23 protein-coding genes, 1 pseudogene and 1 other annotated feature are annotated in these 21,156 nt (G+C 66.9%); of the genes and pseudogenes, 13 read left to right on the top strand and 11 right to left on the bottom strand.

Translation table 11 applies throughout. The features are described 5' to 3' along the window. Positions 1 to 10: 10 nt before the first annotated feature. Both DA075_RS22360 and DA075_RS22350 read right to left on the bottom strand, forming a co-directional pair. Positions 11 to 972, bottom strand: a protein-coding gene (locus tag DA075_RS22360; RefSeq protein ID WP_099955087.1) for an IS630 family transposase whose coding sequence is annotated in 2 segments (ribosomal slippage) — positions 11 to 627 and positions 627 to 972 — 963 coding nt in all. Because the reading frame shifts where the segments join, the coding sequence is not laid out codon by codon here. Positions 973 to 1,300: 328 nt separating this feature from the next. Next, positions 1,301 to 1,789, bottom strand: coding sequence for a lipocalin-like domain-containing protein (locus DA075_RS22350; protein ID WP_099955097.1), 489 nt, complete (start codon positions 1,787 to 1,789; stop codon positions 1,301 to 1,303). 258 nt (positions 1,790 to 2,047) lie between these two features. Here DA075_RS22350 and DA075_RS22345 point away from each other — a divergent pair. Then, a protein-coding gene (locus DA075_RS22345) for an IS3 family transposase (RefSeq protein ID WP_099955096.1) occupies positions 2,048 to 3,276 on the top strand; the annotation gives its coding sequence in 2 pieces (ribosomal slippage) (positions 2,048 to 2,342 and positions 2,342 to 3,276; 1,230 coding nt in all). Beyond that, positions 2,329 to 2,445: a sequence feature (AL1L pseudoknot), on the top strand. Its footprint overlaps the gene before it by 117 nt. Positions 3,277 to 3,953: 677 nt before the next feature. Here the strand turns inward: DA075_RS22345 and DA075_RS22340 are convergent. Further along, on the bottom strand, positions 3,954 to 4,223 hold the full coding sequence (locus tag DA075_RS22340) for a hypothetical protein (protein WP_099955095.1): 270 nt from the start codon (positions 4,221 to 4,223) through the stop codon (positions 3,954 to 3,956). 488 nt (positions 4,224 to 4,711) lie between these two features. On the opposite strand from DA075_RS22340, the gene DA075_RS22335 reads away from it, so the two are divergent. Continuing rightward, positions 4,712 to 5,146: a GlcG/HbpS family heme-binding protein gene (locus DA075_RS22335; RefSeq protein WP_099955094.1), complete on the top strand. Its 435-nt coding sequence runs from the start codon at positions 4,712 to 4,714 to the stop codon at positions 5,144 to 5,146. A 282-nt stretch (positions 5,147 to 5,428) separates the two neighbouring features. Here the strand turns inward: DA075_RS22335 and DA075_RS22330 are convergent, their stop codons facing one another. Beyond that, positions 5,429 to 6,460, bottom strand: a complete 1,032-nt coding sequence (locus DA075_RS22330) for an alpha/beta hydrolase (RefSeq protein WP_099955093.1) — start codon at positions 6,458 to 6,460, stop codon at positions 5,429 to 5,431. Between the two features lie 149 nt (positions 6,461 to 6,609). Beyond that, entirely contained in the window at positions 6,610 to 7,557 is a 948-nt protein-coding gene (locus tag DA075_RS22325; RefSeq protein ID WP_244936284.1) for a DMT family transporter, read from the bottom strand. A 330-nt stretch (positions 7,558 to 7,887) separates the two neighbouring features. Here DA075_RS22325 and DA075_RS22320 point away from each other — a divergent pair, with 330 nt between their 5' ends. Both DA075_RS22320 and DA075_RS22315 read left to right on the top strand, forming a co-directional pair. Further along, complete coding sequence (locus DA075_RS22320) at positions 7,888 to 9,336, top strand: MFS transporter (protein ID WP_164712450.1); 1,449 nt, start codon at positions 7,888 to 7,890, stop codon at positions 9,334 to 9,336. Positions 9,337 to 9,360: 24 nt separating this feature from the next. Continuing rightward, positions 9,361 to 9,628: pseudogene (locus tag DA075_RS22315) on the top strand (DUF4113 domain-containing protein); the annotation flags it as partial. A gap of 137 nt (positions 9,629 to 9,765) precedes the next feature. Here DA075_RS22315 and DA075_RS37645 read toward each other — a convergent pair. Together DA075_RS37645 and DA075_RS37640 are read right to left on the bottom strand one after the other, a co-directional pair. Further along, complete coding sequence (locus tag DA075_RS37645; protein WP_244936282.1) at positions 9,766 to 10,005, bottom strand: hypothetical protein; 240 nt, start codon at positions 10,003 to 10,005, stop codon at positions 9,766 to 9,768. 121 nt (positions 10,006 to 10,126) lie between these two features. Next, positions 10,127 to 10,840, bottom strand: a complete 714-nt coding sequence (locus tag DA075_RS37640; protein ID WP_244936281.1) for an alpha/beta hydrolase family protein — start codon at positions 10,838 to 10,840, stop codon at positions 10,127 to 10,129. A 227-nt stretch (positions 10,841 to 11,067) separates the two neighbouring features. Between DA075_RS37640 and DA075_RS22305 the strand changes: the two genes are divergently transcribed. From DA075_RS22305 to DA075_RS37175, 3 genes are all read left to right on the top strand, one after another. After that, positions 11,068 to 11,712: an SOS response-associated peptidase gene (locus DA075_RS22305; protein ID WP_099955091.1), complete on the top strand. Its 645-nt coding sequence runs from the start codon at positions 11,068 to 11,070 to the stop codon at positions 11,710 to 11,712. Positions 11,713 to 11,868: 156 nt separating this feature from the next. Beyond that, entirely contained in the window at positions 11,869 to 12,504 is a 636-nt protein-coding gene (locus tag DA075_RS36715; RefSeq protein WP_164712448.1) for a hypothetical protein, read from the top strand. Further along, entirely contained in the window at positions 12,501 to 12,794 is a 294-nt protein-coding gene (locus DA075_RS37175) for a hypothetical protein (protein ID WP_210206998.1), read from the top strand. Before DA075_RS36715 ends, DA075_RS37175 begins: the two co-directional genes overlap by 4 nt. Here DA075_RS37175 and DA075_RS22290 read toward each other — a convergent pair. Continuing rightward, positions 12,716 to 13,039, bottom strand: coding sequence for a hypothetical protein (locus DA075_RS22290; protein ID WP_244936279.1), 324 nt, complete (start codon positions 13,037 to 13,039; stop codon positions 12,716 to 12,718). The two genes, DA075_RS37175 and DA075_RS22290, sit on opposite strands and share 79 nt — an antisense overlap. 109 nt (positions 13,040 to 13,148) lie before the next feature. Next, the gene (locus tag DA075_RS22285; RefSeq protein WP_099955088.1) at positions 13,149 to 13,394 is read right to left on the bottom strand and encodes a hypothetical protein; all 246 of its coding nucleotides are present in this window, start codon (positions 13,392 to 13,394) and stop codon (positions 13,149 to 13,151) included. A 448-nt stretch (positions 13,395 to 13,842) separates the two neighbouring features. Between DA075_RS22285 and DA075_RS22280 the strand changes: the two genes are divergently transcribed. After that, positions 13,843 to 14,804, top strand: a protein-coding gene (locus DA075_RS22280) for an IS630 family transposase (protein WP_099955087.1) whose coding sequence is annotated in 2 segments (ribosomal slippage) — positions 13,843 to 14,188 and positions 14,188 to 14,804 — 963 coding nt in all. Because the reading frame shifts where the segments join, the coding sequence is not laid out codon by codon here. Positions 14,805 to 14,895: 91 nt separating this feature from the next. Beyond that, complete coding sequence (locus DA075_RS22275; protein WP_099951685.1) at positions 14,896 to 15,987, top strand: IS5 family transposase; 1,092 nt, start codon at positions 14,896 to 14,898, stop codon at positions 15,985 to 15,987. Between the two features lie 222 nt (positions 15,988 to 16,209). Here the strand turns inward: DA075_RS22275 and DA075_RS22270 are convergent, their stop codons facing one another. Continuing rightward, positions 16,210 to 16,389 carry a hypothetical protein gene (locus DA075_RS22270; RefSeq protein WP_099955086.1) on the bottom strand — a complete coding sequence of 60 codons (180 nt, stop codon included), beginning with the start codon at positions 16,387 to 16,389 and terminating at the stop codon, positions 16,210 to 16,212. 171 nt (positions 16,390 to 16,560) lie between these two features. On the opposite strand from DA075_RS22270, the gene DA075_RS37635 reads away from it, so the two are divergent. The 4 genes from DA075_RS37635 (at position 16,561) to DA075_RS22240 (ending at position 20,274) form a co-directional block, all read left to right on the top strand. Beyond that, the gene (locus DA075_RS37635; RefSeq protein WP_244936277.1) at positions 16,561 to 17,739 is read left to right on the top strand and encodes an IS630 family transposase; all 1,179 of its coding nucleotides are present in this window, start codon (positions 16,561 to 16,563) and stop codon (positions 17,737 to 17,739) included. Positions 17,740 to 18,042: 303 nt separating this feature from the next. Beyond that, positions 18,043 to 18,809, top strand: a protein-coding gene (locus tag DA075_RS22250; protein ID WP_099952440.1) for an IS5 family transposase whose coding sequence is annotated in 2 segments (ribosomal slippage) — positions 18,043 to 18,358 and positions 18,358 to 18,809 — 768 coding nt in all. Because the reading frame shifts where the segments join, the coding sequence is not laid out codon by codon here. Between the two features lie 15 nt (positions 18,810 to 18,824). Next, positions 18,825 to 19,436 (top strand): anthranilate synthase component II, encoded by a 612-nt coding sequence (locus DA075_RS22245; protein WP_099955085.1) that lies wholly within the window; start codon positions 18,825 to 18,827, stop codon positions 19,434 to 19,436. Next, positions 19,423 to 20,274 (top strand): aminotransferase class IV, encoded by an 852-nt coding sequence (locus DA075_RS22240; protein WP_099955084.1) that lies wholly within the window; start codon positions 19,423 to 19,425, stop codon positions 20,272 to 20,274. The genes DA075_RS22245 and DA075_RS22240 overlap by 14 nt, the downstream gene beginning before the upstream one ends. Before the next feature lie 264 nt (positions 20,275 to 20,538). Here DA075_RS22240 and grpE read toward each other — a convergent pair whose 3' ends face one another. Beyond that, entirely contained in the window at positions 20,539 to 21,150 is a 612-nt protein-coding gene (gene grpE / locus DA075_RS22235; protein ID WP_099955083.1) for a nucleotide exchange factor GrpE, read from the bottom strand. Positions 21,151 to 21,156: the final 6 nt, after the last annotated feature.

The following is a 21,156-nucleotide window of genomic DNA, read 5'->3' as shown; positions in this document are numbered from 1 at the left end:
CGTCGCCCGATCAGTCTGAAACGTAGCAGTCATTCTGGTATCCGGCTGCATTGATGTAGTTGCGGCACTCCTGCGGGGTGAAGGCGGCGAAGGCTTGCTGGATCGCGTCCTGCAGCGCTTTTACCGTGCGCGCGGCCGCGGTGCGCAGCAACGTCTTGAGCTTGGCGAAGGCCTGCTCGATCGGATTGAACTCCGGGCTGTAGGGCGGCAGGTACACCACCCGCGCGCCGGCCGCCGCGATGGCCTCGCGCACGCCCGCCACCTTGTGGGCCTGGAGGTTGTCGAGGATCACCGTGTCGCCTGGCCGGAGCGCCGGGACCAGAGTGTCGGTGACGTAGTCCAGGAAGCGCCGGCCGTTGGTGGCCCCCTCGAAGATCGCCGTCGCCGTCAGGCCGCTCGTGCGCAGAGCCGCCGTGATAGTGGTGGTCGTGTAGTGCCCGCACGGCATCGGCAGGCGGCAGCGCTGGCCGCGCGGGGCCCAGCCATAGCGGCGCGCCATCCGGGTTGAGGCCGCCGTCTCGTCGATGAACACCAGATGGTCCGGATCGAGATCGAGTTGGCCCTCGAACCACGCCTGGCGGGCCTCCGCTACGTCCGGACGGTCCTGCTCGGCGGCGTGGAGCGCCCCTTTTTACGGGTGATGCGATGGCGGGCCAGGAAGCGCGACAGGCTGCTGGTGCTGGAGGTGACGCCCTGCTCGGCCAAGGCGTCGCGCAGTTCCGACAGCACGATGTTGCCGCGCTTCTCGCACAGCCTCAGGATCCGCGAGGCGTGAGCCTCGATGACGTGCGAGCGCTGGTCGCCGCCCATCGGCTTGGGCCGGACGTGGCCGTCCCGGAAATGGCGGGCATGCCAGCGACTGACGCTGGCGGCGCTGACACCGAACCGCTCGCCAGCTTGGCGGCAGGACGCACCCGCTATGACAGCGGACACCACACGCTCACGCAGATCGACGGACAAGGGTGAGGTCATCGCTGGCTCCTTCACCCAGCCAACGCCCTAACCAACTTGGCCGTTGCAGGCCGATCGCACAGCGCTCTAGCCGAGGCAAGGTCCTCCCGCGGTACCCGGCCGCCCGCGCGAGCGCCTGATATCGCGAACGGGCTGCGCCAGCAGGATTGCGGTTCTCACCGCCATACGCATCTGTGCCTGGGACACATTCGGATCGGCCACGACCTCGCGAGCGTAAGGGTTGGCCAGCATGATCGCCGAGACATCGATCACGCCGCCCTCTGTAAGCTGGTACACCCGGCCGCCCCTCCCTGGTTGATGACACCACGAACTGAGCGATTTCAGCAGCTTACCGCGCCTTTTCCCAAATCAAAGTCACTACGCTCATTCGCCCATCCCCACTGAATGGCGCCGGTCTAGTGGTATAAATCAGACGATCGCCCTGCCGCTCTATATCTCTTATTTGTGTAGTTCCAGTCCAAATTTCGTTCCATGATGTATCTATTTTGTGAGATATACTTTTGCCGTCGAAAGAGTATGAGCCACTATATGCAAGCACGCTCTTGAATAATTTTATACGCTCGGCGTCAGTCATTTTCTCAATAGTTTCGGGCTTCGGCCGATCATCATTGACGATCAGGGCCATCACGCGCCCACCCCGATCATAATTGATCCAACCGGTCGGGTGAGCGCCGTATGTGTTTATTTCCTCACCTGTGTCAATTATTTTGCGCTTACTACTTACTAGCTTCCAAGTTCCAATGATATCTTCTTTTTCTAAGGCTTGAACTGCACTTGCGCTCACGGACAAAGCCAATGCGATTGCAAGAAATTTCATTCTCTTCCTCCCAATAAAATCTCAATCCTGTTTGTTGCAGCAAGCTAAGCTCGGTTTGGACCGCTTGGCAATCCAGCTTGACCAATTGCCAGATTAGAACCCCGCCGACACTGCCGCGCGGGCCGCAAGCCTCCGCTTTATGCAGGCAGCGTGCCGTCCCGGCAGCCTTCATGGCGCTTCTGCTGGCCTCCACGCATCAGGCACCGACTGAACCGCTCCGGGTTTTTCGGAGGCTCCAACTTCTGAGAGGATGGAGCCATGACGAAACGAACAGCCCCGTTTTCCCCTGAGGTGCGTGAACGTGCCGTGCGGATGGTGCGCGAGCACGAGGGCGAGCACGGCTCGCAGTGGTCGGCAATCCAGTCGATTGCCGCCAAGATCGGCTGCTCGGGCGAGACGCTGAGGAACTGGGTGCGCCAGTCCGAGCGGGATCAGGGCGTGCGACCCGGGCAGACGACGGACGAGCGCGAGCGGATCAAGGCGCTGGAGCGAGAGAACCGCGAGCTGCGCCAGGCCAACGAGATCCTGCGCAAAGCGTCGGCGTATTTCGCCATGGCGGAGCTCGACCGCCGGTCACGGCCATGATCAGCTTCATCGACGATCACCGGGAGGTCTACGGGGTCGAGCCGATCTGCAGGGTGCTGCCGATCGCCCCGTCGACCTACTACCTGCATGCGGCCCGACGTGCCGATCCCGAGAAGCAGCCGGTTCGTGCGCGCAGCGACGCCGCGTTGATGATCGAGATCCAGCGCGTGTTCGAGGCCAACTTCTGCGTCTACGGCGTGAGGAAGGTCTGGCGGCAACTGGCCCGGGAGGGGATCGTGACCGCGCGATGCACGGTGGCGCGGCTGATGCGCCGATTGGGCTTGGCGGGGGTGGTGCGTGGCAGGACCGTACGCACCACGATCCCCGACCCGGCCGCTGCCTGCGCTCTCGACCGCGTCAACCGCCACTTCAAGGCTCCCCGGCCGAATGCCTTGTGGGTCAGCGACTTCACCTACGTGCCGACGTGGTCGGGCTTCGTCTATGTGGCCTTCGTCATCGATGTGTTCGCCCGGCGCATCGTCGGTTGGCGGGCCTCACGCAGCGCTCACGCGTACTTCGTCCTGGATGCTCTGGAACAGGCGCTGCACGAGCGTCGCCCTGGTCAGGGCAGCGGGCTGGTGCATCACTCGGACCGCGGCTCGCAATACTTGGCTCTACGCTATACCGAGCGCCTGGCTGGAGCAGGCATCGAGCCGTCGGTCGGCAGCGTCGGCGACAGCTACGACAATGCCTTGGCGGAGACGATCAACGGCCTGTTCAAGGCAGAGGTCATCCACCGACGCGGACCCTGGCGCTCCTTCGAGGCCGTCGAGTACGCCACCCTGGAGTGGGTCGACTGGTACAACCACCGTCGCCTCCTCGCGCCAATCGGCAACGTCCCTCCCGCCGAGGCCGAAGCGCGCTACTATGCTCACGTCGGCGACCAGGCCTCGGCCGCCTGACCCAAGCCAACAAGCCTCCGAAAAACCCGGAGCGGTTCAGACCCCCCTTCGCAGCCTTTCTATGGCAGCTTCCAAGAGCGAAGCAGGATCCGCCTGTCGGTCCTCGCCCACAAACAGAAGGCTCCCGCCTAGGCTTTGCTTTTGTGCGAGTTGAGCCGGCGCCCCGGCGGCCCCAGGCGCAGCAAGCGGTGCGCGGCCTACAGGACGGCTCAGGACGGGCGGGAGCGGCTCCGGACGGTAAAAACTGGGGCGGACGGGCTGGCGCCGGGGCTCCGCGGGCCACCTGAGCCCGCGCATTGGCCTTGTTGGGTAACCCTGGCAGGGGTCTCTCGATACCCACGCTTGACCCTTCGTTAACCGCGATGGTCGACCTTGCCGCTGAGCCGAATAGGGTCCCCCCGAGCCGGCGAGAGCGGCGGCCGGGTCCTGACCTGCTGCGGCCGCCGCTCCCTTCCGCGATGCGGCTTGGCCGGTCCGAGCCAGGGCCGAACCATGCATGAGCGCTGAGACCGACCTGCTCGCCCTCCTGTCGAGAACGCCGAACTGCGTCTCGCACTGGCCGAGGCGCAGGAGCAGTGTGTTGAGTTGGCAGTCGATGCCGGTGAGCTGCACGTCACGAGCAAGGAGTTTCAGGCTCGCCTTACCGCTCTCGAGGCTGAGCGCGACGCATTGCGGGCTCAGGGCCGATAGCCACCTTGAGCGACGGCGAGTTCAAGGATTTCATCCACTGCGACGGGGACGTGCCGGGCGCTCTGCATCAGGATGGTGCGGACACGATCAAGCATGCTCCGGGCCAGCCCCTGGGTAATTACATTAAGCATCACATACCGCGGGTCTGCCTCGTGGAGCCTGTCGGGGGCGTACTCCGCCGCAACCTCGTTTGCGACTTCGGTAGCGAGTTGCGCGATTAGGTCAAGTTGATCGTCGGTGCTCGGGTTCGTGCTCATGCCGTTTTCCATGCTCGCACCACGATGCCTGCGCCCCTGCATCTCGGCAAATATTGCAACGTTTATACAGCCATTATGGCTACAGTTTCGGCAAGTTGCGCAACGCCGAGGTCATGACACCCGGCGTGCGCAAGGTGTTCGACAGCCTGACCGACCCGCGGCTGCGGGCGCTTCTTAAGGCGCTCGACGAAGTGCTAATCGCCGAGCGCCCCCGCCATGCGGCGTCCCGCGAGCCGGAGGCGCGGGCGCACCAACGGCCGGGCCGACCAGTTCGCCCGGATCGGTGACGACCAGTGACACCGTCACCGCCGGCGCGAGCCTTCCGAGAAGCCCTGGCGAGCCGAAGCTTTCGATCATGTCCGACAGCATCGTCACAGTCCTGCGGACGAAGGTCCGGGCTGACAACGGCGGGCCTGTCATCGCAAGCATGCGTCGAACGAGTGCGAAATCCGTCCCGGTCCAGACGGAATGCCTGGGGAGACACGCGCATGCATGTGACGATCGAACAGGCTGAGACCGCGATCCGTGCCGCTCGGGAGAAGGCGGTCGCGCTCGGCACGCAGATGTGCATCGCCGTCGTCGATTCGGGCGGCAACCTGAAGGCGTTCCACCGGATGGACGGCGCCTGGGTCGGCTCGATCGACATCGCGCAGAAGAAGGCGAAGACCGCGGTGTTCTTCGGCATGAAGACTGGCGCGATCGGCAGCCTGTCGCAGCCCGGCGGTCCGCTCTACGGCATCGAGCACTCGAATGACGGGCTGATCACCTTCCCGGGCGGCATCCCGATTGTCGATGCCAGCGGCGAGATGTCCGGCGCGATCGGCGTGTCCGGCTCGTCGGTCGAGAACGACGATGCGGTGGCGCTCGCCGGTGCCCAGGTGATCGGCGACACCGAATTGCCGGCGCATCCCTGGCGCACCTGAGCAGCGTTCCGCCGGACGCGGATGCCGCACGATCGGCCTGCCGGCGACCGCCGGAGAAGCCTTGTGCGCGTAACGCGGCCTTTCCCGCCGTTCATCTGGCCCTGGGCGAAGTCGAACGGCAGGTGCGGCTAGCTCGTGACGCGCGCCGAGCCGCGCCGCCGGCCTCGACCCGAAGCACCGGTGGCCGGCGCCGGAAGGCTCCTGAGAAGACCGCCGAGCAGCGGCACGCGAAGACGGCTGCGGACCCGCGAGCCGCCGATTCGCTGCGAAGGCGCGGCATCGTCACCGCGTCAGCTTCTGCTGGCCGAGCCAATCGGAGACGCGCGCGGCGATCGCGTCCGAGTTCCGATCCATCATCAGCATGTGCGTGTTGCCGTGAAGGCCGGCCTTGGGCAGTTCGAGCCACTCGACGTGTCCCCCCGCCTTGTTCACCGCGTCGCGCCACGCGGCGTTCGCCTTCATCAGCGGCGTCCAGAATGGCACCCGATCGAGGTAGTCGCCCCACACCACGAGGTGCGGGATGCCCTTCACCGCGCTAGCGTCCGCCTTCGCGGGGTCGGGCGCGCCGGATGGCTCGACGAGCACGAGAGCCTTAACCAAGTCCGGGTTGTGAAGCGCGGCGGTGTAGCCGAAGTTGCCGCCCTGGCTGTGCACCACGATCACGCAGGGGCAGACCTTGCGCACGTAGGCGTCGTAGGCGGCTTGCGTCGCCGCGTCGTTCGTCGCCCAGCGCGGCACCGCCTGCTTGGCGAACTGATCGTAGTCTGAGATCGGGAACTGCGTGCCTTCAAACGCGTGGCGTGCGCTCGGCTCCTGCGCCCAGCCGTCAGCGGGGCCGATGCGGAAGATGTCCCAGCCCTCGCGTTTGGTGCGGAAGAGCGGGGGAGAGGTGTAGATCTCCGGGTAGCGCGACCACGAGGCTCGCCCTCGCTCGACGGCGTCCGAGACGTAGGTGTCGTAGCCGCGTTCGAGGAAGAACTGCTGCCAGCCCGGCTTGCCGTCGGGCTTCGTCTCCCAAGTTACCCCTGACAGCCCGCCCCCATGCCATAGCAGGATCGGCAGCGGCGCGGAGGGCTCTGCAAGCTTGACGTACTGCACGTACATCTGTCCGGTCTCGAACTGGCCATTCGGATCGACAGTGATCGGTGCCATGCCCGCAGTGAAGCTGATCTGCGACGTTGGCAGCCCTTCGAGCACGACCTCGTGCCCGCCAATGTGGAAGCTGCCGACCTCACGCACGCGGTACTCGGCCCGAGCTGCCAAGGGGATGGTACAGAGGGCGACGGCCGCAAGCGCGCGCATCATTCCCTGCATCGACCAGTTCCTCCCATTCGCGTGACGTTGGCCGCCATCGCCGATGAACGTGTACTTGACTACCCGCACCCCTGTCATCACGGACGTGCACGGCGCCGCGCGCGGTTCGGACACTGGTCACGCGGGCAGAGGCAATGAGCTGCTTTCACTCAGTCGAGATCGTGCAACTTCGCGATTGCTGGATCAGATGGCGCACAATTAACCTTCGATCTCCGCCCCAACTGCTGCTCGCGCAAGAAGATAAAGAGGCCGCTAGCAACGATGGTGCCGGCGCCAACCGTTGTGAGTGGGCCGATCATTTCCCCGAAGAACGCGTAACCGAACAGCATCCCCCACAGGATCAACGTGTATTGATACGGCACGACCGTCGTTGCGGGCGCCAGCCGGAGGGACTGGTTCACACAGAGATTGCCCAGCAGCGATCCGATGCCGAGCAGGAGCATCAGCGCGAAGTCCGTGGGTCCGGTCGAGGTCCAGCCATGGGCAAGCACGAGAGCCGCCCCGAAGATCAGGGACGACACGAGTTGGCCTGTCATCAGAACGGCGCCGGGAACGGCCGCCAGCTTGCGCGTGGTGACGAGGAACAGCGCGTAGAAGAAGCTGCCCGCGAGGGCGCAGACCGCTCCTACGGACAACGATCCCAGTGAGGGGCGTAGAGCGAGAGCGACCCCGCAGAAGCCCACCGCGATGGCTGCCCAACGACGCCAGCCCACCTGCTCGCCGAGCAACAGGGGCGAGAGAGCGGTCACATAGATCGGGCCGGCCATGTAGTAGGTCATGACCTCGGCCAGCGGCAACGTGCTGACGCCCCAGAAGAAAAGGGATGCTTCGAGCGTCGAGAAGCCCGCGCGCACGAGCTGCAACCCCGGGCGCGGTGCATCGCGGAACCCGCCGAGCCCAACCCGGTGGATAGCAGGCACCATCACGCACAGGCCGGAGATGCTGCGCACGAGCATGAGCTGACCGACCGCGTAGGTGCCGAGCAGCCATTTGCCCATCGTGTCGTTCAAGGCGAAGAACAGCACGCCGAGCAGCATCATCACGATGCCGCCGATGGCGCCCACGGGCACGACGGCACGCCCCACACTCACAGCCACGGTTTCCTACCCTTCGTCTTTTTGGAGCAGTGGGGTGCGGTCGTAGTTCGGCGACCGATCCGCCGTGGTCGTGCGACCTAACAGTTCGCATCACGCCGACCCGGTTACTCCCGGGATGCATCCTGGCGGCCCGCTCGTTCCCATACCTGGCCAAAGCCACCCACTCCACCGTGATGATCGGGGACGGCATCGGCGGACGATCTGGCCTTGATGTGCGTGCAACCGCGGCGAGCAGCTGGGCCATATCTCCGCCTGCCACATCCGTGTACCGCTTTCTCCAACCGCCACCGCCAGTCCCGTCGCAGCTGGTCCGATCTGAGAATGGCACCGATGAATTTGCCGCTCCGGCGAGTGTTTCCGCCCATCCTGCTCCCGACATTCGTAGCTGTGGTTGACGGCACCATCATCACGGCGGCGCTGCCTGCAATGGCGAGCGAGTTCGGCGACGTGGAGCGGGTCTCCTGGGTGGTCGCCTCCTACTTGGTTGCCAGTACCGTGGCGGCACCCGTCTACGGCCGGCTGGGGGATGCTCTCGGGCGGCGACGCATGCTGCTGCTGGCTTTGGCGCTGTTCGTCACGGCGTCCGTGCTGTGCGCCTTAGCCCATAGCCTCCTGACGCTGGTCGGCGCGCGCATTCTGCAGGGCTTCGGCGGCGGCGGCTTGATGGTACTGAGCCAGGCGGTGCTGGCCGAGAACATCGCGCGCCACCAGCTCGGCCGAGCCCAAGGGTTTATGGCCGCGGTGATCGTGGCCTCCTCGACATTCGGGCCGGTGGCAGGCGGGGTGCTCACCCAGACGTTCGGATGGCCTTCGGTCTTCCTGGTGAACCTGCCGCTCGGCCTGCTGGCGATGGTGCTGTTGGTGCGGCTACCCGGCCGCGAGGGCAGCGGCGAGCGCGGGACATTCGACTGGCCGGGCCTGTTCCTGTTCGCCGGATCGGTGGTGCCGCTCCTGTTGGCGCTGGAGCAACTGCGCAGCGTCGAACCTGCGATGCTGCTCGGGATCGGGATGTCCCTGGTCTGCGTCGTGCTGCTGGGGCGGCAGGAGCGGCGAGCGGCGCAACCGCTGTTTCCGCTGGACTTGCTGCGTCGCCCGGCCATGTGGCGAGCGAACGCCATGGCCGCCTGCTCCGGCGCGTTGCTCGTGAGCGAAGCGACGATCCTGCCGATCCACCTGCGAGCGGTCGACGGCGCATCGGCCGGAGAGATCGGGCTGATGACGCTGCCGCTGACGGCGACAGTCGGGGTGGGGTCGCTCATCACGGGGCGACTGGTCTCGCGTACTGGGCGTGTCGCCATCTTCCCCGCAGTGGGTCAGACCGCAGCGGCGTTAGGCTTGCTGCTCGTGGCGTTCGGGATGGGGCCAGTCGGGGCGGTGCTCGGCCCCTGGGGTCTACCGGCGATGCTGGCGGTCGTGGCGGTGTTCCAGGGCTCGGCCATGCCGGTGGCTCAGATCACGATGCAGTCCCAGGCTCCGCCCGCCACGCTTGGGGCTGCGTCGGCGTCCGTCCAACTGTCGCGCTCGGTCGGCTCGGCCATCGGCGTGACCGTCGCGATGGGGGTGCTGTTTGTGACACTGGGCCGGAACGCTGCAATTGCTGATGTCTTCGCCGACGCCGTTCGACACGGTCCCGCCGCTCTGGCGAGTTTGCCAGAAGCGACGCGCGTTCCAGCGGTGACACACATCCAGAACGCCTTCGCTGCTGCCTTCTCGACCATCGCGCTCTTCGCTATGGCAAATGCCGTGCTGGCCTGGACCCTGCCAGTGCGGCGGCTGTAGGCTTGGTAGGAGCAAGGGCCGTCGCCCTCGCGCTACAGCAAGGTCGGGTTGGTCATCACGGATCTCGTGCCGATAGACGACGCACCGCGCCCGCTGTTCGGTGCGCTTGATCGGGAGAAGTCCAGCAAGCTCATGGCTGCGATGGATGCCTGCAACAGCCGGTTCGGCCGTGGTGCCGGCGCGGGCGGGGCTGGTCGAGACGCGCACGTGGTCGACGAAGTTCGAGATGCGATCGCCGCGATTCACGACGCGGTTGGACGAGGTGCCGACGGTTGGCGCAGCCGTTCAGTGAGATCGCCTGCACCTTGGTGGCTCAACCGCTGCTTTTAGGGAGCAGGCGAACGATCCCGAGTGTCAGTTTTCACCAATGTGCTGAGAGTTGCCAGTCAGAGGTCGCGTGCACTCCCGTCTCAACGACGCCGCCGAGCCTCAGACGCGCCGCTTCCTGGCCAATCGCCGCGTGTCGACCTGGAATGGCGTCGGCGCCGCGGCCAGGATCGGCTTCCAGGTCGCGCTCCAGTCTTCGAGGGGAACAGGATCGGACTTGTGGACAAGATCGAGGAAAGCGAGCCCTACCTCGGTGGTGGCCCGCTTCACCAAGGGGTTCAGCGGCCCGCCGTTCCGAAGGGAGCGGTCAGTGAAGACGCTGTGCGGACCGCCCTGGAACACGACCAGGGCCTTCTGGGGGGTTGGAATAGCTGCGTAGACGTCGATGCGGTCCTGAACGGGGGAATAGCGGCCCGGGATGCGGATCGTGTCCTCCGTCGTGGTGACATGGAGCGTGGGGACGTCAACCGACGCGAGGACCGCCTGTGAGGTCGGTCTCGCCGTAGAAGGGCGGCGCCGAGATCACGATGCTCGCTGTGAAACGCGGGTCCCGGAAGCCCAAGGGCTTCCCGTCGCGGATCACCTGGGCGCCGGTGAGGATCAGGGTCGTGTTCGCCCCGAAGGAGTGCCCGGCCGCGACGATGCGCTTGCGGTCGATGGCGGTATGGAAGGGGCTGTCACGCTGCAGCAGGCGGTCGAGGCCGAAGCTCACGTCCCGCGTCCGTTCGATGGCCTCGCGCTCGTCGGCCGCGCCGCCGAGGCGGTCGAGGAGCATGATGGGGTTGCCCTGCCACAGCGTCTCGTCGCTGCCGACGTGCTGGATGCGCAGGCTGGCGACACCACGTGCCGACCATCCCTCGCCGAGGTAGCTGTAGCCCTTCCGGGAGCCGCCGAGCCCGTGGGAGAAGACGATCAACGGAACCGGACCATTCTGGGTCGCGGCGGCCGGCCAATAGAGCCGAGTTGGCACCACACGGTCGCGGGTCGTGTCGACCCATTCGAAGTCGAGGAACCGGGCTTCATCGGACGCTGGCAGCGCCATGGCCGGCCGGCATTGGACTAGGCTCCCGACACTAGCTGCCAGCACCATGGCGCCGAAGCGGCGGCGGTCGAGGCCACGCGAGGCTGCCCCGGTGGAAGTGCCCGGCTGGGATGGAATGGCGTCGAAGATGGCCATGGATGTCTCGTAAGAGCCCGGCAGTCGGATCGTACCGGCCAAAACCTTGTGGCTTCGGTTTGACGCTGGTCGGCCCGGTCGGATGTGCTCCCTCGCACGATCACGAGCTTATATCACGGCCCGTTGATGAAGATCGTTTCAGGGTCCAAAGCCGCGGCTCGGAGCACCATGGGCGATCAGCGCCGCTTCACGGAACCAGTAGGGACCGATCGGCTACGATCCCGGCGATGTGCAACCTCTACAGCTCCGCCCGCTCCCAGGACGAGATCCGGCGCACCTTCGCGATCGATCGCGACGAGGCCGGCAACCTGCCGCCGCTGCCCGGCATCTTCCCCGACCAGATGGCGCCGGTGGTCCACTCGGTCGACGGCGCGCGGGTGCTGACGATGATGCGCTGGGGCTTCTCGCCGCCGCCGAGGGTTGGCACCCAGCCGGTCACCAACGTGCGCAACGTCGCCTCACCCTACTGGCGGCCCTGGCTCAAGCCTGCGCACCGCTGCCTGGTGCCGGTGACCTCGTTCAGCGAGTACGCCGACACCAAGCCCCGCAAGACGCCGGTGTGGTTCGCCCTCGACGAGAGCCGGCCGCTCTTCGCCTTTGCGGGGATCTGGCGGCCGTGGACGGGCGTGCGCGGGCCGAAGCGGGACGAGCCGGTCGAGGAGGAGCACCGGCTGTTCTCGTTCCTGACGACCGAGGCAAACGGCGTGGTCAGGCCGGTTCACCCGAAGGCGATGCCCGTGCCGCTCACCACCGCGGAGGAGTGGCGTACCTGGCTCGAGGCGCCTGTCGAGGAGGCTCTGCAGCTACAGCGCCCGCTCCCGGAGGAGATGATGGCCGAGGTGGCGCGGGATGGGCGGAAGGACGGGATCTGAGGGCCGCCACCCGCGCGGCCGTAGTCCTCAGCGCGGTGGGGTGCGACTGGCGCAGCATGGGGGAGCAGCTATGGCGCAGAACCTGGCCGATCTCGTCTTCGTTCTGGAGGGAATGGAAGACCGCCTCACCCGGCTCGAGGCTGGTCTGCCGCCTTCATGGCGGCGGGCGACAGCCAGGGCGAGATCACAGCCGATGGCATCACGGTGATGCGGGACGCGATGGACGTCGAGATCGCGGCGCTCCGGACTGTCTGGTGGGAGACCTGGAGCTTTTTCCAGGACCTGGATAGGCAGCCGGCCACCGACGCACCGAAAGAGCCACCTACGAGCTTTCTCGCCATCCTCCTGCACGCCTGCCGCCTGCGGCGCATCCGCCGGGTCATGCGGGAATTCCAGACCGGCGTGAATGCCTATGAGGCGGCCTATGGCGGCCGCCTTTCACCCCGGCCGATCGAGCTTGACGATAGGAGCGTCGACTACCTTCGGGCAGTCGGAGCCTACCCTGGCAGATCGGCTCGGCGCGGGACTTCGAACTCAGGTTTGCTCTCAAGCCTTGATGGCCTCCTTCTGAGTATGTCCCAGCCCATGCTGAGGGCGCGGTTCACCGCCGTGCGTATCCGTGAACGTCGACCGTTCGCCGGACTGCTTGGCCCGATGTACCTGCAGCCGCTGCCAGATGAGGATGGCCAACACGGCGGCGAAGGTTGCGAAAGCCAACCAATAAATCAAATCGCTCATAATTTATCTCGCTTTACATTGCTTCATTATGGCAACGAAGCGAATTTTACATGAGTTTCAACCGCAGAATTTATTTGTTGGATCGCAGGCGGGCAAATTTTGGTGCATTCATTGAGAACGTTGGCAACATGCTGATTGCCGCACTCGCCGCCGTGACCAGCGACCTCGCCCCGCTCCTGCGCCGCATCGTACTCATCAGCGAGCCGGCGCTTGGCGAGCGCCTCTATCTTGACGGCATCCGCCTGGGCCCGGTGAGCGGCGGCGATCAGGCCACGGCCTCCACCATCGTGCGGAACGGCCGGACCTCCATCTTCCAGCCGGTCTCGGCGGTGAGCCACGCGTAGTGCGCCTGCATGTCCATCATCACGCCAACACGCTTGCTGCCACAGGCCGAGCAGCGGAGGCGGAGCGAGATTTCGGGGATCGGCAGATCGGGCGGGAAACGGTCGGTGGAGACGATCGCGTGGTGGCGGCAGTCGTGGCAATGGGCGGCGATCGTGGTCTCGCCCTGCGCGCGGGCGCTGCCGACCGTAGGCGGTGCGATCTCCCGGCCGGTCTCGTCGTAGGCGCGGCGCGGGTTGCGCCTCACCGCCCGATCCTCGCGTCCAGCCGCCGCGCCGCCTGCCTCAGGCCCGCCGCCGCAAATCAGGCGCAGGCCAGCACCAGGGCGGAGGTGAGGTCGAGGTAGGCGACGGTGCTCATCCGACCGGCGCCAGCAGGATCGCCGTCTTGACGGCGTTCCGCTGCTGCGGCGCCGTCACGCCCTTCCGGGCCAGCACCTCGACGCTGTAGGCGTGTGCCAGGACGGCTGCGGCGACATCGATGCTGCCCTTCCCGACCTTGATCACCGCCGGCTTCGACGGATCGGCGAGGTAGGCTGCGATCGCCGCGTCGAGCGGAGCGCCGGTCAGGAGCTTCTGCTTGTAGGCCTCGCCGCCGGTCACTGCTTCGTCTCCCAGATCGGGATCATGCCTGGCATCTTCACCGGCTCGTGCCGGTAGGCTGTGCCCCCCTGCCGATCTGTGCCGAGGTCAAGGCTCACCCCGGCCCCATCGAGCCCGTGACAGATCACGATGGAAGCGAGCTGCCATGGTGGGCATCCTGGAGCGAAGCAGGAGGCTTTGACCATGCCGCGAGCAATACGCTCCGCTCCAACGCAGCCCAGGCAGGAACGCGCCGAGGGCGGCCGCCCGAGCCGCTCGCGTACCAGGAACGCGGCGGCCGCGATCGGCATCAGCCGCTCGAAGGTCTGGGACCTGATCGCCTAAGGCGATATCTTCGCTCGGAAGCTCGGCGGCTCCACGATCATCCTTCGCACCGATCTAGAGCGCTGTGCGATCGGCCTGCAACGGCCAAGTTGGTTAGGGCGTTGGCTGGGTGAAGGAGCCAGCGATGACCTCACCCTTGTCCGTCGATCTGCGTGAGCGTGTGGTGTCCGCTGTCATAGCGGGTGCGTCCTGCCGCCAAGCTGGCGAGCGGTTCGGTGTCAGCGCCGCCAGCGTCAGTCGCTGGCATGCCCGCCATTTCCGGGACGGCCACGTCCGGCCCAAGCCGATGGGCGGCGACCAGCGCTCGCACGTCATCGAGGCTCACGCCTCGCGGATCCTGAGGCTGTGCGAGAAGCGCGGCAACATCGTGCTGTCGGAACTGCGCGACGCCTTGGCCGAGCAGGGCGTCACCTCCAGCACCAGCAGCCTGTCGCGCTTCCTGGCCCGCCATCGCATCACCCGTAAAAAGGGGCGCTCCACGCCGCCGAGCAGGACCGTCCGGACGTAGCGGAGGCCCGCCAGGCGTGGTTCGAGGGCCAACTCGATCTCGATCCGGACCATCTGGTGTTCATCGACGAGACGGCGGCCTCAACCCGGATGGCGCGCCGCTATGGCTGGGCCCCGCGCGGCCAGCGCTGCCGCCTGCCGATGCCGTGCGGGCACTACACGACCACCACTATCACGGCGGCTCTGCGCACGAGCGGCCTGACGGCGACGGCGATCTTCGAGGGGGCCACCAACGGCCGGCGCTTCCTGGACTACGTCACCGACACTCTGGTCCCGGCGCTCCGGCCAGGCGACACGGTGATCCTCGACAACCTCCAGGCCCACAAGGTGGCGGGCGTGCGCGAGGCCATCGCGGCGGCCGGCGCGCGGGTGGTGTACCTGCCGCCCTACAGCCCGGAGTTCAATCCGATCGAGCAGGCCTTCGCCAAGCTCAAGACGTTGCTGCGCACCGCGGCCGCGCGCACGGTAAAAGCGCTGCAGGACGCGATCCAGCAAGCCTTCGCCGCCTTCACCCCGCAGGAGTGCCGCAACTACATCAATGCAGCCGGATACCAGAATGACTGCTACGTTTCAGACTGATCGGGCGACGCTCTAGCAGGCTGCTGAAAAAGGGCTTCGCCTGTCGGCAGAAGCGTGATTCACTCTTCTGGGATCATCGGGAGAGTTTTCAGTGCGTGGTCAGGATCTCCGAAGCAGCTCGCTGTTCTCCTACGTGGATCTCGAGCGCCGCATTCGGCCTGACCATCCCCTGAGAACGATCCGAACTTTGGTCGACGAGGCGCTCACGACGCTCGACGGGCAGTTCTCGGAGATCTACTCGCAGATTGGCCGCCCCTCGATCCCACCCGAGCAACTCCTGCGCGCCATGCTGCTCCAGGCATTCTACTCCGTGCGCTCCGAGCGACAGTTGATGGAGCGCCTCGACTTCGACCTGCTGTTCCGCTGGTTCGTCGGCCTCGGCATCGACGATCCCGTCTGGGATGCCTCCACCTTCTCCAAGAACCGCGATCGGCTGCTGGGCGGCAGCGTGGCCGCCGCCTTCCTGAGCGCCGTGCTGGCGATCCCGCGCGTCAAGCGGCTGCTGTCGCAGGATCATTTCACCGTCGATGGCACCTTGATCCAGGCTTGGGCCTCGATGAAGAGCCTCAAGCCCAAGGACATTGCGCCCTCCGACCCGCCTGATCCCCCGGCAGGCGGGCGCAATCCCGACGTCGACTTTCGCGGCAAGAGCCTGTCCAACGACACTCATCAGAGCAGCACTGACCCCCAGGCGCGGCTCTACCGCAAGGGTCAGGGCAAGGAAGCCAAGCTCTGCTTCATGGGTCATGCGCTCATGGAGAACCGCAATGGGCTGATCGTCGATGGCTGCGTGACCCAGGCGACGGGGCAGGCCGAGCGCGTCGCGGCCCTGGCGATGATCGAGAAACGGGCCAACCGTCCCACCCGCGTCACCCTGGGCGCCGACAAAGGTTACGACGCCGCGGACTTCGTGAACGAACTGCGCGCCATGGCGGTGACGCCGCACGTGGCCTGCAACACGGCGGGACGCCGCTCCGCCATCGACGGACGCACCACACGCCAGCCCGGCTATGCGATCAGCCAGACGATCCGCAAGCGGATCGAGGAAAGCTTCGGCTGGAGCAAGGAGATCGGCCTGATCGGCCGCATCCGGGTCCGCGGGCGGGAGCGGATCGACATGGCCTTCACCTTCACAGCCGCAGCCTTCAACCTCGTGCGGCTGCCAAAACTCCTCGGAGCGTAAGCGACCGCCTGACGACAGAACGGTGCCGCCTCTTGCTCAACGCAGCCGAACCCTGCCCCAGCGCAGCGGTTGAGCCCGGCACGACGAGCCACCGCAACGCCGGTGCAAGGCGAAAACCAGCAAACCAAACGGCGCCAAGCCAGGCATCAAAGCGACAAGCCCCTTTTTCAGCAGCCTGCTAGGAGGCTCAGAACGAGGAGGTCGACACTCAGTCCACCCGCGTCACCGTCTTGACCGCTCCCGGCCCTCTCGCTCGTTCCAGAGCTCCGTCAGGGTCCGGGCCTCCCGCTCGATCACCGTGTAGGCTGCCAATCTCCATCCGGCGTCCCGGTCGAGCACGTCCCAGATGCAGCCGGCGTCGTAGAGGAAGTTGTTGAACTCTTCAACTATATCGAAATCCATTTGGCGTACCCGTCGCTGATGTCTCGTATTAGCCTCGGTTATATTAATTGTCAATAGTAAATATGAGAGCAACTGGAGTATTTATCCAACCGTCCGGCGGTAGACCTCGGCGCTAGTGCATTGACGCATTCAGATGATTCACGTCAGGCGTGAGGCATGCGAGTCTGAGGCATGGCTCAGACTGTCTGCGTGATTCCCAGCGCCGCCGACCTGGCGCACCTGTCCGCCATCGTCGCCGATCGGGCGCAGCCCCTCAAGCACATCCAGCGCGCCCGCATCGTTCTGCTCTCGGCCGAACGCCTCTCCGTCCTCGACGTCGCCCGCCAGGCCGGCGTCAGCCGGCCAGCCGTCTGGCGCTGGCAACAGCGCTACGCCGAAGAAGGCGTCGAGGGACTGCTGCGCGACAAGACCCGTCCGCCTGGCAAGCCGCCCCACTCCACCGACACCGTCGCCGAGGTGCTGGCGCTGACCTGCTCCGAACCGCCCGGTGAGGTCACCCACTGGACCGGCCGCGCCCTGGCGCAGGCCGTCGGGATCTCCTTACGATCGGTCCAGCGCATCTGGGACGCACACCGCCTCCAGCCACATCGGGTCCGCAGCTTCAAGCGCTCGAACGATCCAGCCTTCGCCGAGAAGGTCGAGGACATCGTCGGCCTCTCCATGGATCCGCCGCGCCATGCCGTCGTGCTCTCGCTCGACGAGAAGAGCCAGATCCAGGCCCTGGAACGCACCCGTCCGAGCCGACCCGTCACGCCAGGTCGTCCCGTCACGCCAGGTCGTCCCGTCACGCCAGGTCGTCCCGTCACGCCAGGTCGTCCCGTCACGCCAGGTCGTCCCGTCACGCCAGGTCGTCCCGTCACGCCAGGTCGTCCCGAAACCCAGACCCACGACTACGTCCGTCACGGTACCACGACGCTGTTTGCCGCGCTCGACGTGCTGGAGGGCACCGTGATCGGTCGCTGCATGCAGCGTCATCGCCACGACGAGTTCCTGCGCTTCCTCAACACTATCGAGGCCGCGGTGCCGGCCGGCAAACTGATCCATGTGATCCTGGACAACTACGCCACCCACAAGCACCCGAAAGTGCGAGCCTGGCTGGCCCGGCATCCGCGCTGGATCTTCCACTTCACTCCGACCTCGGCCTCGTGGATGAACGCGGTCGAGGGCTTCTTCTCGGCCTTGACCCGGCGCAGGCTGAAACGTGGCAGCTTCAGCGGGATCGTCGACCTTCAGGCTGCGATCAACCGCTACATCACCGAGCACAACGACAGGCCAAAGCCCTTCGTCTGGACCAAGCCGGCCGCCGCCATCCTCAATGCCGTCAACGGCAACGCTGCACCATCCGAATGAGTCAGTGCACTAGGTAGCCCATCAGGCAGCAGAAGGTGGCCCGGGAGGATGACCCTTGCATGGCTGGGGGTCTACCAGCCGATAGGCACCTCGCGAGCGACCAGCGAGCACCAAAACGGAGGGCGAAGCCCGACCCTCTCCGCCTCTAGTCCGCCTTCCGAGGGCCGGCGCGACCGTGCTACAAACCGTGACACAAAGGGCGGCTACTCCCTTGCTGCGCCTAGAGAAAAGTCGGCTAGGGCCTGTTGTCGCTTGAACTCTCTGCGAGGATGAGCGTTTCCCCGCTTTGAGCGAGGAGACACGATGCTGACGGACGCTCAGTGGGCCGAACTGGAACCGCTGGTGGAAGCCTGCCGGCCCAAAGGCAAGACGCCGCCCCAAGAGCTGCGCCGCACGATCTCAGCCATCCTCTGGCGGCATCACAACGGCGCCTCTTGGAGGGCCATTCCAGCCGAGTTGGGTCCCTGGTGGCAGGCCGCCCAGATCTTCATCCGCTGGGCGCGCGCCGGCGTCTGGGAGCGGCTGCTCGACCTCGTGCAGAGCCGCGGCGTCGCGCTGGGCATGGTGTTTCTCGACGGCACGAACATTCGAGCCCACCAGAAGGCGGCGGGCGCGGCCAAAAGGGGGGATCTGGAGCCGAGCGAGACCATCGTGAAGCTCTTGGCCGCTCGCGTGGCGGCTATGGCACCAAGGCCTGCGTGATCGCCGATGGACGGGGCCGCCCCGTCGGTTTCCGCCTCGCGCCCGGTCAGGCGCATGAACTGCCCCACGCCCTTCCGCTGCTCGATCAACTGCCCGGGGTGCCGAAGTGGGTGGTGGCCGACCGTGGCTTCTCCAGCCACGGCTTTCGCGAGGCGATCTGGACCGCCGGGGCCCGGCCCGCGATCCCGACCAAGAGCAACGAGGCCCCGCTCGCCTGTCCTGACTGGATCTACACCAATCGCAACATCGTCGAGCGACTGTGGGCGCGCCTCAAGGAATGGCGGGCCGTTGCCACACGCTACGAGAAGACTGCCGTCAGCTTCATGGGCGTCCTCTGCCTCGCCGCTACGCTCCTCTGGATCAAGTGACGACAGGCCCTAGGCTTGATCCTCGTCATCGACAATTACGATTCCTTCGTCTTCAACGTGGTGCGCACCTTCGAGGAGCTGGGCGCCACGGTGCGGGTGGCGCGCAACGACGCCCTCGACGTCGCGGGCATCCGGGCGGCGAACCCGGAGGGAGTGGTGATCTCACCGGGGCCGTGCAGCCCGGCGGAGGCCGGGGTGTCGCTGGCGGCGATCCGCGCGCTGTCGGGGGAGGTGCCTCTCCTCGGGGTCTGCCTCGGCCATCAATGCATCGGCGCGGCCTTCGGCGGCCGGGTCGCGCGGGCCCGGCGACCGCTCCACGGCCACGCGACGGCGATCACCCATGACGGGCAGGGGCTCTTTTCCGGCCTGCCGGCTCCGCTCACGGTCGGGCGCTACCACTCGCTGATCGTGGAACCGGCGCCCGGCATGGCCGAGCACCTGAGCGTCGACGCCGTCTCGCCCGAGGGCGAGGTGATGGCGCTCTCCCACCGCCGGCACCCGACCTACGGCGTGCAGTTCCATCCGGAATCGGTGCTGACCGAGCATGGCCACGCCCTGTTCGGCAATTTCTTGGAACTCGCCCGGCGCTGGCGCGAGGCGGGAGGTGCGCGCCATGCTGTGGCGTGACGGGCGCCTGCACGAGGGCACGGTCGCGCCCTTCGACCTCGCCGATCGCGGCCTGCTCCTCGGCGACGGGGTGTTCGACACCGCCATGGCGCTGCGCGGCACGGTGGTGGCGGAGGAGGCGCATCTGGCGCGGCTCGCCGAGGCTGCCGCTGCCCTCGGCTTCCGCTTCGACGAGGAGGAAGCCCGCACGGCGATGCGGGCGGTGGCGGCCACTCTCGAGCGGGCGGCGATCCGCACCACCGTCACCCGCGGGTCCGGGCCGCGGGGCCTGCGCCCGCCGGTCGAGCCCCGCCCGGTCCTGTGGGCGAGCGCCGCACCGTTGCGCTCAGGGCTCGTCTTCTCGGACCTGTCCCTCGGCTGGAGCGTGATCCGCCGCAACGAGACCTCGCCGGGCGCGCGCCACAAGACGCTGGGCTATCTCGACGCGGTGCTCGCCGCCGAGGCGGCCGCGCGGGCGGGGGATGACGAGGCCCTCTTCCTCAACACGGCCGGGCGGGTGGCCTGCGCCGGGACCGGCAACCTGTTCGCGGTGTTCGGGCGGGTGCTCGTCACGCCGTCCTTGAGCGAAGGCGTGCTGGCGGGCATCGTGCGCGCCAGGCTGCTCGCCTTAGGCCCCGGCCTCGGCCTCGGCCTCACGCCCACCGAGCGCCCGGTCGCGCCGGAGGCGCTGGCCGAGGCGGACGCGGTGTTCCTCACCAATTCCCTGCGGCTGATCGCGCCGGTGCAGCGGATCGCGGAGCGTGACTTTGCCAGCGCCGGGCATCCGGTCGTGCGGGCGTTGCAGGCGGCGCTGTCGGCGGAGATCGCGCAGGCCTGCGGAGTGGCGCCGGAGGGGTGAGGCGGGACGCGCGCCTGAACCCTCCCCCACGGAACCCGGGCTTGCCCGAGTTCCGCATCCCTGTGCCCAGTCGGACGAGCCCGACTTGGGACGGGGGAGGGTGGCCCTCGCGTGAGCAGGGGTCGGGAGAGGGGACGCCGCTGCCGGAGAGGTCGCGCGTTCGATGAAGGGCGCCACATCCTGGAAGCGCCGCGCTGCCCCTCTCCCGGCCCATTCCGTGGGCCACCCTCCCCCGCAGAGGGGGGGAGGGTCGGCGTCGGCGCTTCAGCCTTCCGCCGGCTTCGCCTCGGCCTTCGGGCCGCCCTTGGCCACGCCCACCAGGGCCGGGCGCAGGACGCGGTCGCCGATGACGTAGCCCGACTGCACCACCTGCACGACCGTGCCGGAGGTCACGTCGGGGTTGGGCACCTCGAACATCGCCTGGTGCAGGTTGGGGTCGAAGCGCTGACCCTGCGGCTCGACCCGCTTCACGCCATGGCGCTCCAAGGTCTTGAGCAAGTCGCGCTCGGTCAGCTCGATCCCGTCGACGAGGGCCTTGAGCGAGCCCTCGGCCGTCGCGCGGGCATCGGCCGGCACGCTCTCGAGGGCGCGGCGGATGTTGTCGGCGGCGTTGAGCATGTCGCGGGCGAAGTTCGTCACCGCGTAGGTGCGGGCATCCGCCACCTCGCGCTCGGTGCGCCGGCGCAGGTTCTCCATGTCGGCCAGCGTACGCAGCAGCTTGTCCTTGAGGTCGAGCTTCTCGGCCTCGAGCGCGGCGAGCGCGTCGGCTTTCTGGGCGGCCTCCGGCGCGGAGGCGGGAGCGCCCTCGGCAGCTTCGGGCGCATGCCCCCGAGGCTCCTGGGCCCGCGCGGCGTTCTCCGTGTCGTTCGGCGTCATTGTCAT

The sequence above is a fragment of the Methylobacterium currus genome, from assembly GCF_003058325.1.
In the GTDB taxonomy this organism is placed as follows: Bacteria; Pseudomonadota; Alphaproteobacteria; order Rhizobiales; family Beijerinckiaceae; genus Methylobacterium; species Methylobacterium currus.
Note: the sequence above shows the minus strand (reverse complement) of the source record. Positions and strands in the feature narration are given on the sequence as shown.

Bases quoted from the DNA above. Each gene is read 5' to 3' on its own strand.
- DA075_RS22350 (WP_099955097.1), bottom strand. From the start codon at position 1,789: ATGAAATTTCTTGCAATCGCATTGGCTTTGTCCGTGAGCGCAAGTGCA.
- DA075_RS22340 (WP_099955095.1), bottom strand. From the start codon at position 4,223: ATGAGCACGAACCCGAGCACCGACGATCAACTTGACCTAATCGCGCAA.
- DA075_RS22335 (WP_099955094.1), top strand. From the start codon at position 4,712: ATGCATGTGACGATCGAACAGGCTGAGACCGCGATCCGTGCCGCTCGG.
- DA075_RS22330 (WP_099955093.1), bottom strand. From the start codon at position 6,460: ATGCAGGGAATGATGCGCGCGCTTGCGGCCGTCGCCCTCTGTACCATC.
- DA075_RS22320 (WP_164712450.1), top strand. From the start codon at position 7,888: ATGAATTTGCCGCTCCGGCGAGTGTTTCCGCCCATCCTGCTCCCGACA.
- DA075_RS37640 (WP_244936281.1), bottom strand. From the start codon at position 10,840: ATGGCCATCTTCGACGCCATTCCATCCCAGCCGGGCACTTCCACCGGG.
- DA075_RS22305 (WP_099955091.1), top strand. From the start codon at position 11,068: ATGTGCAACCTCTACAGCTCCGCCCGCTCCCAGGACGAGATCCGGCGC.
- DA075_RS36715 (WP_164712448.1), top strand. From the start codon at position 11,869: ATGGCGGCGGGCGACAGCCAGGGCGAGATCACAGCCGATGGCATCACG.
- DA075_RS37175 (WP_210206998.1), top strand. From the start codon at position 12,501: ATGAGTTTCAACCGCAGAATTTATTTGTTGGATCGCAGGCGGGCAAAT.
- DA075_RS22270 (WP_099955086.1), bottom strand. From the start codon at position 16,389: ATGGATTTCGATATAGTTGAAGAGTTCAACAACTTCCTCTACGACGCC.
- DA075_RS37635 (WP_244936277.1), top strand. From the start codon at position 16,561: ATGGCTCAGACTGTCTGCGTGATTCCCAGCGCCGCCGACCTGGCGCAC.
- DA075_RS22240 (WP_099955084.1), top strand. From the start codon at position 19,423: ATGCTGTGGCGTGACGGGCGCCTGCACGAGGGCACGGTCGCGCCCTTC.
- grpE (WP_099955083.1), bottom strand. From the start codon at position 21,150: ATGACGCCGAACGACACGGAGAACGCCGCGCGGGCCCAGGAGCCTCGG.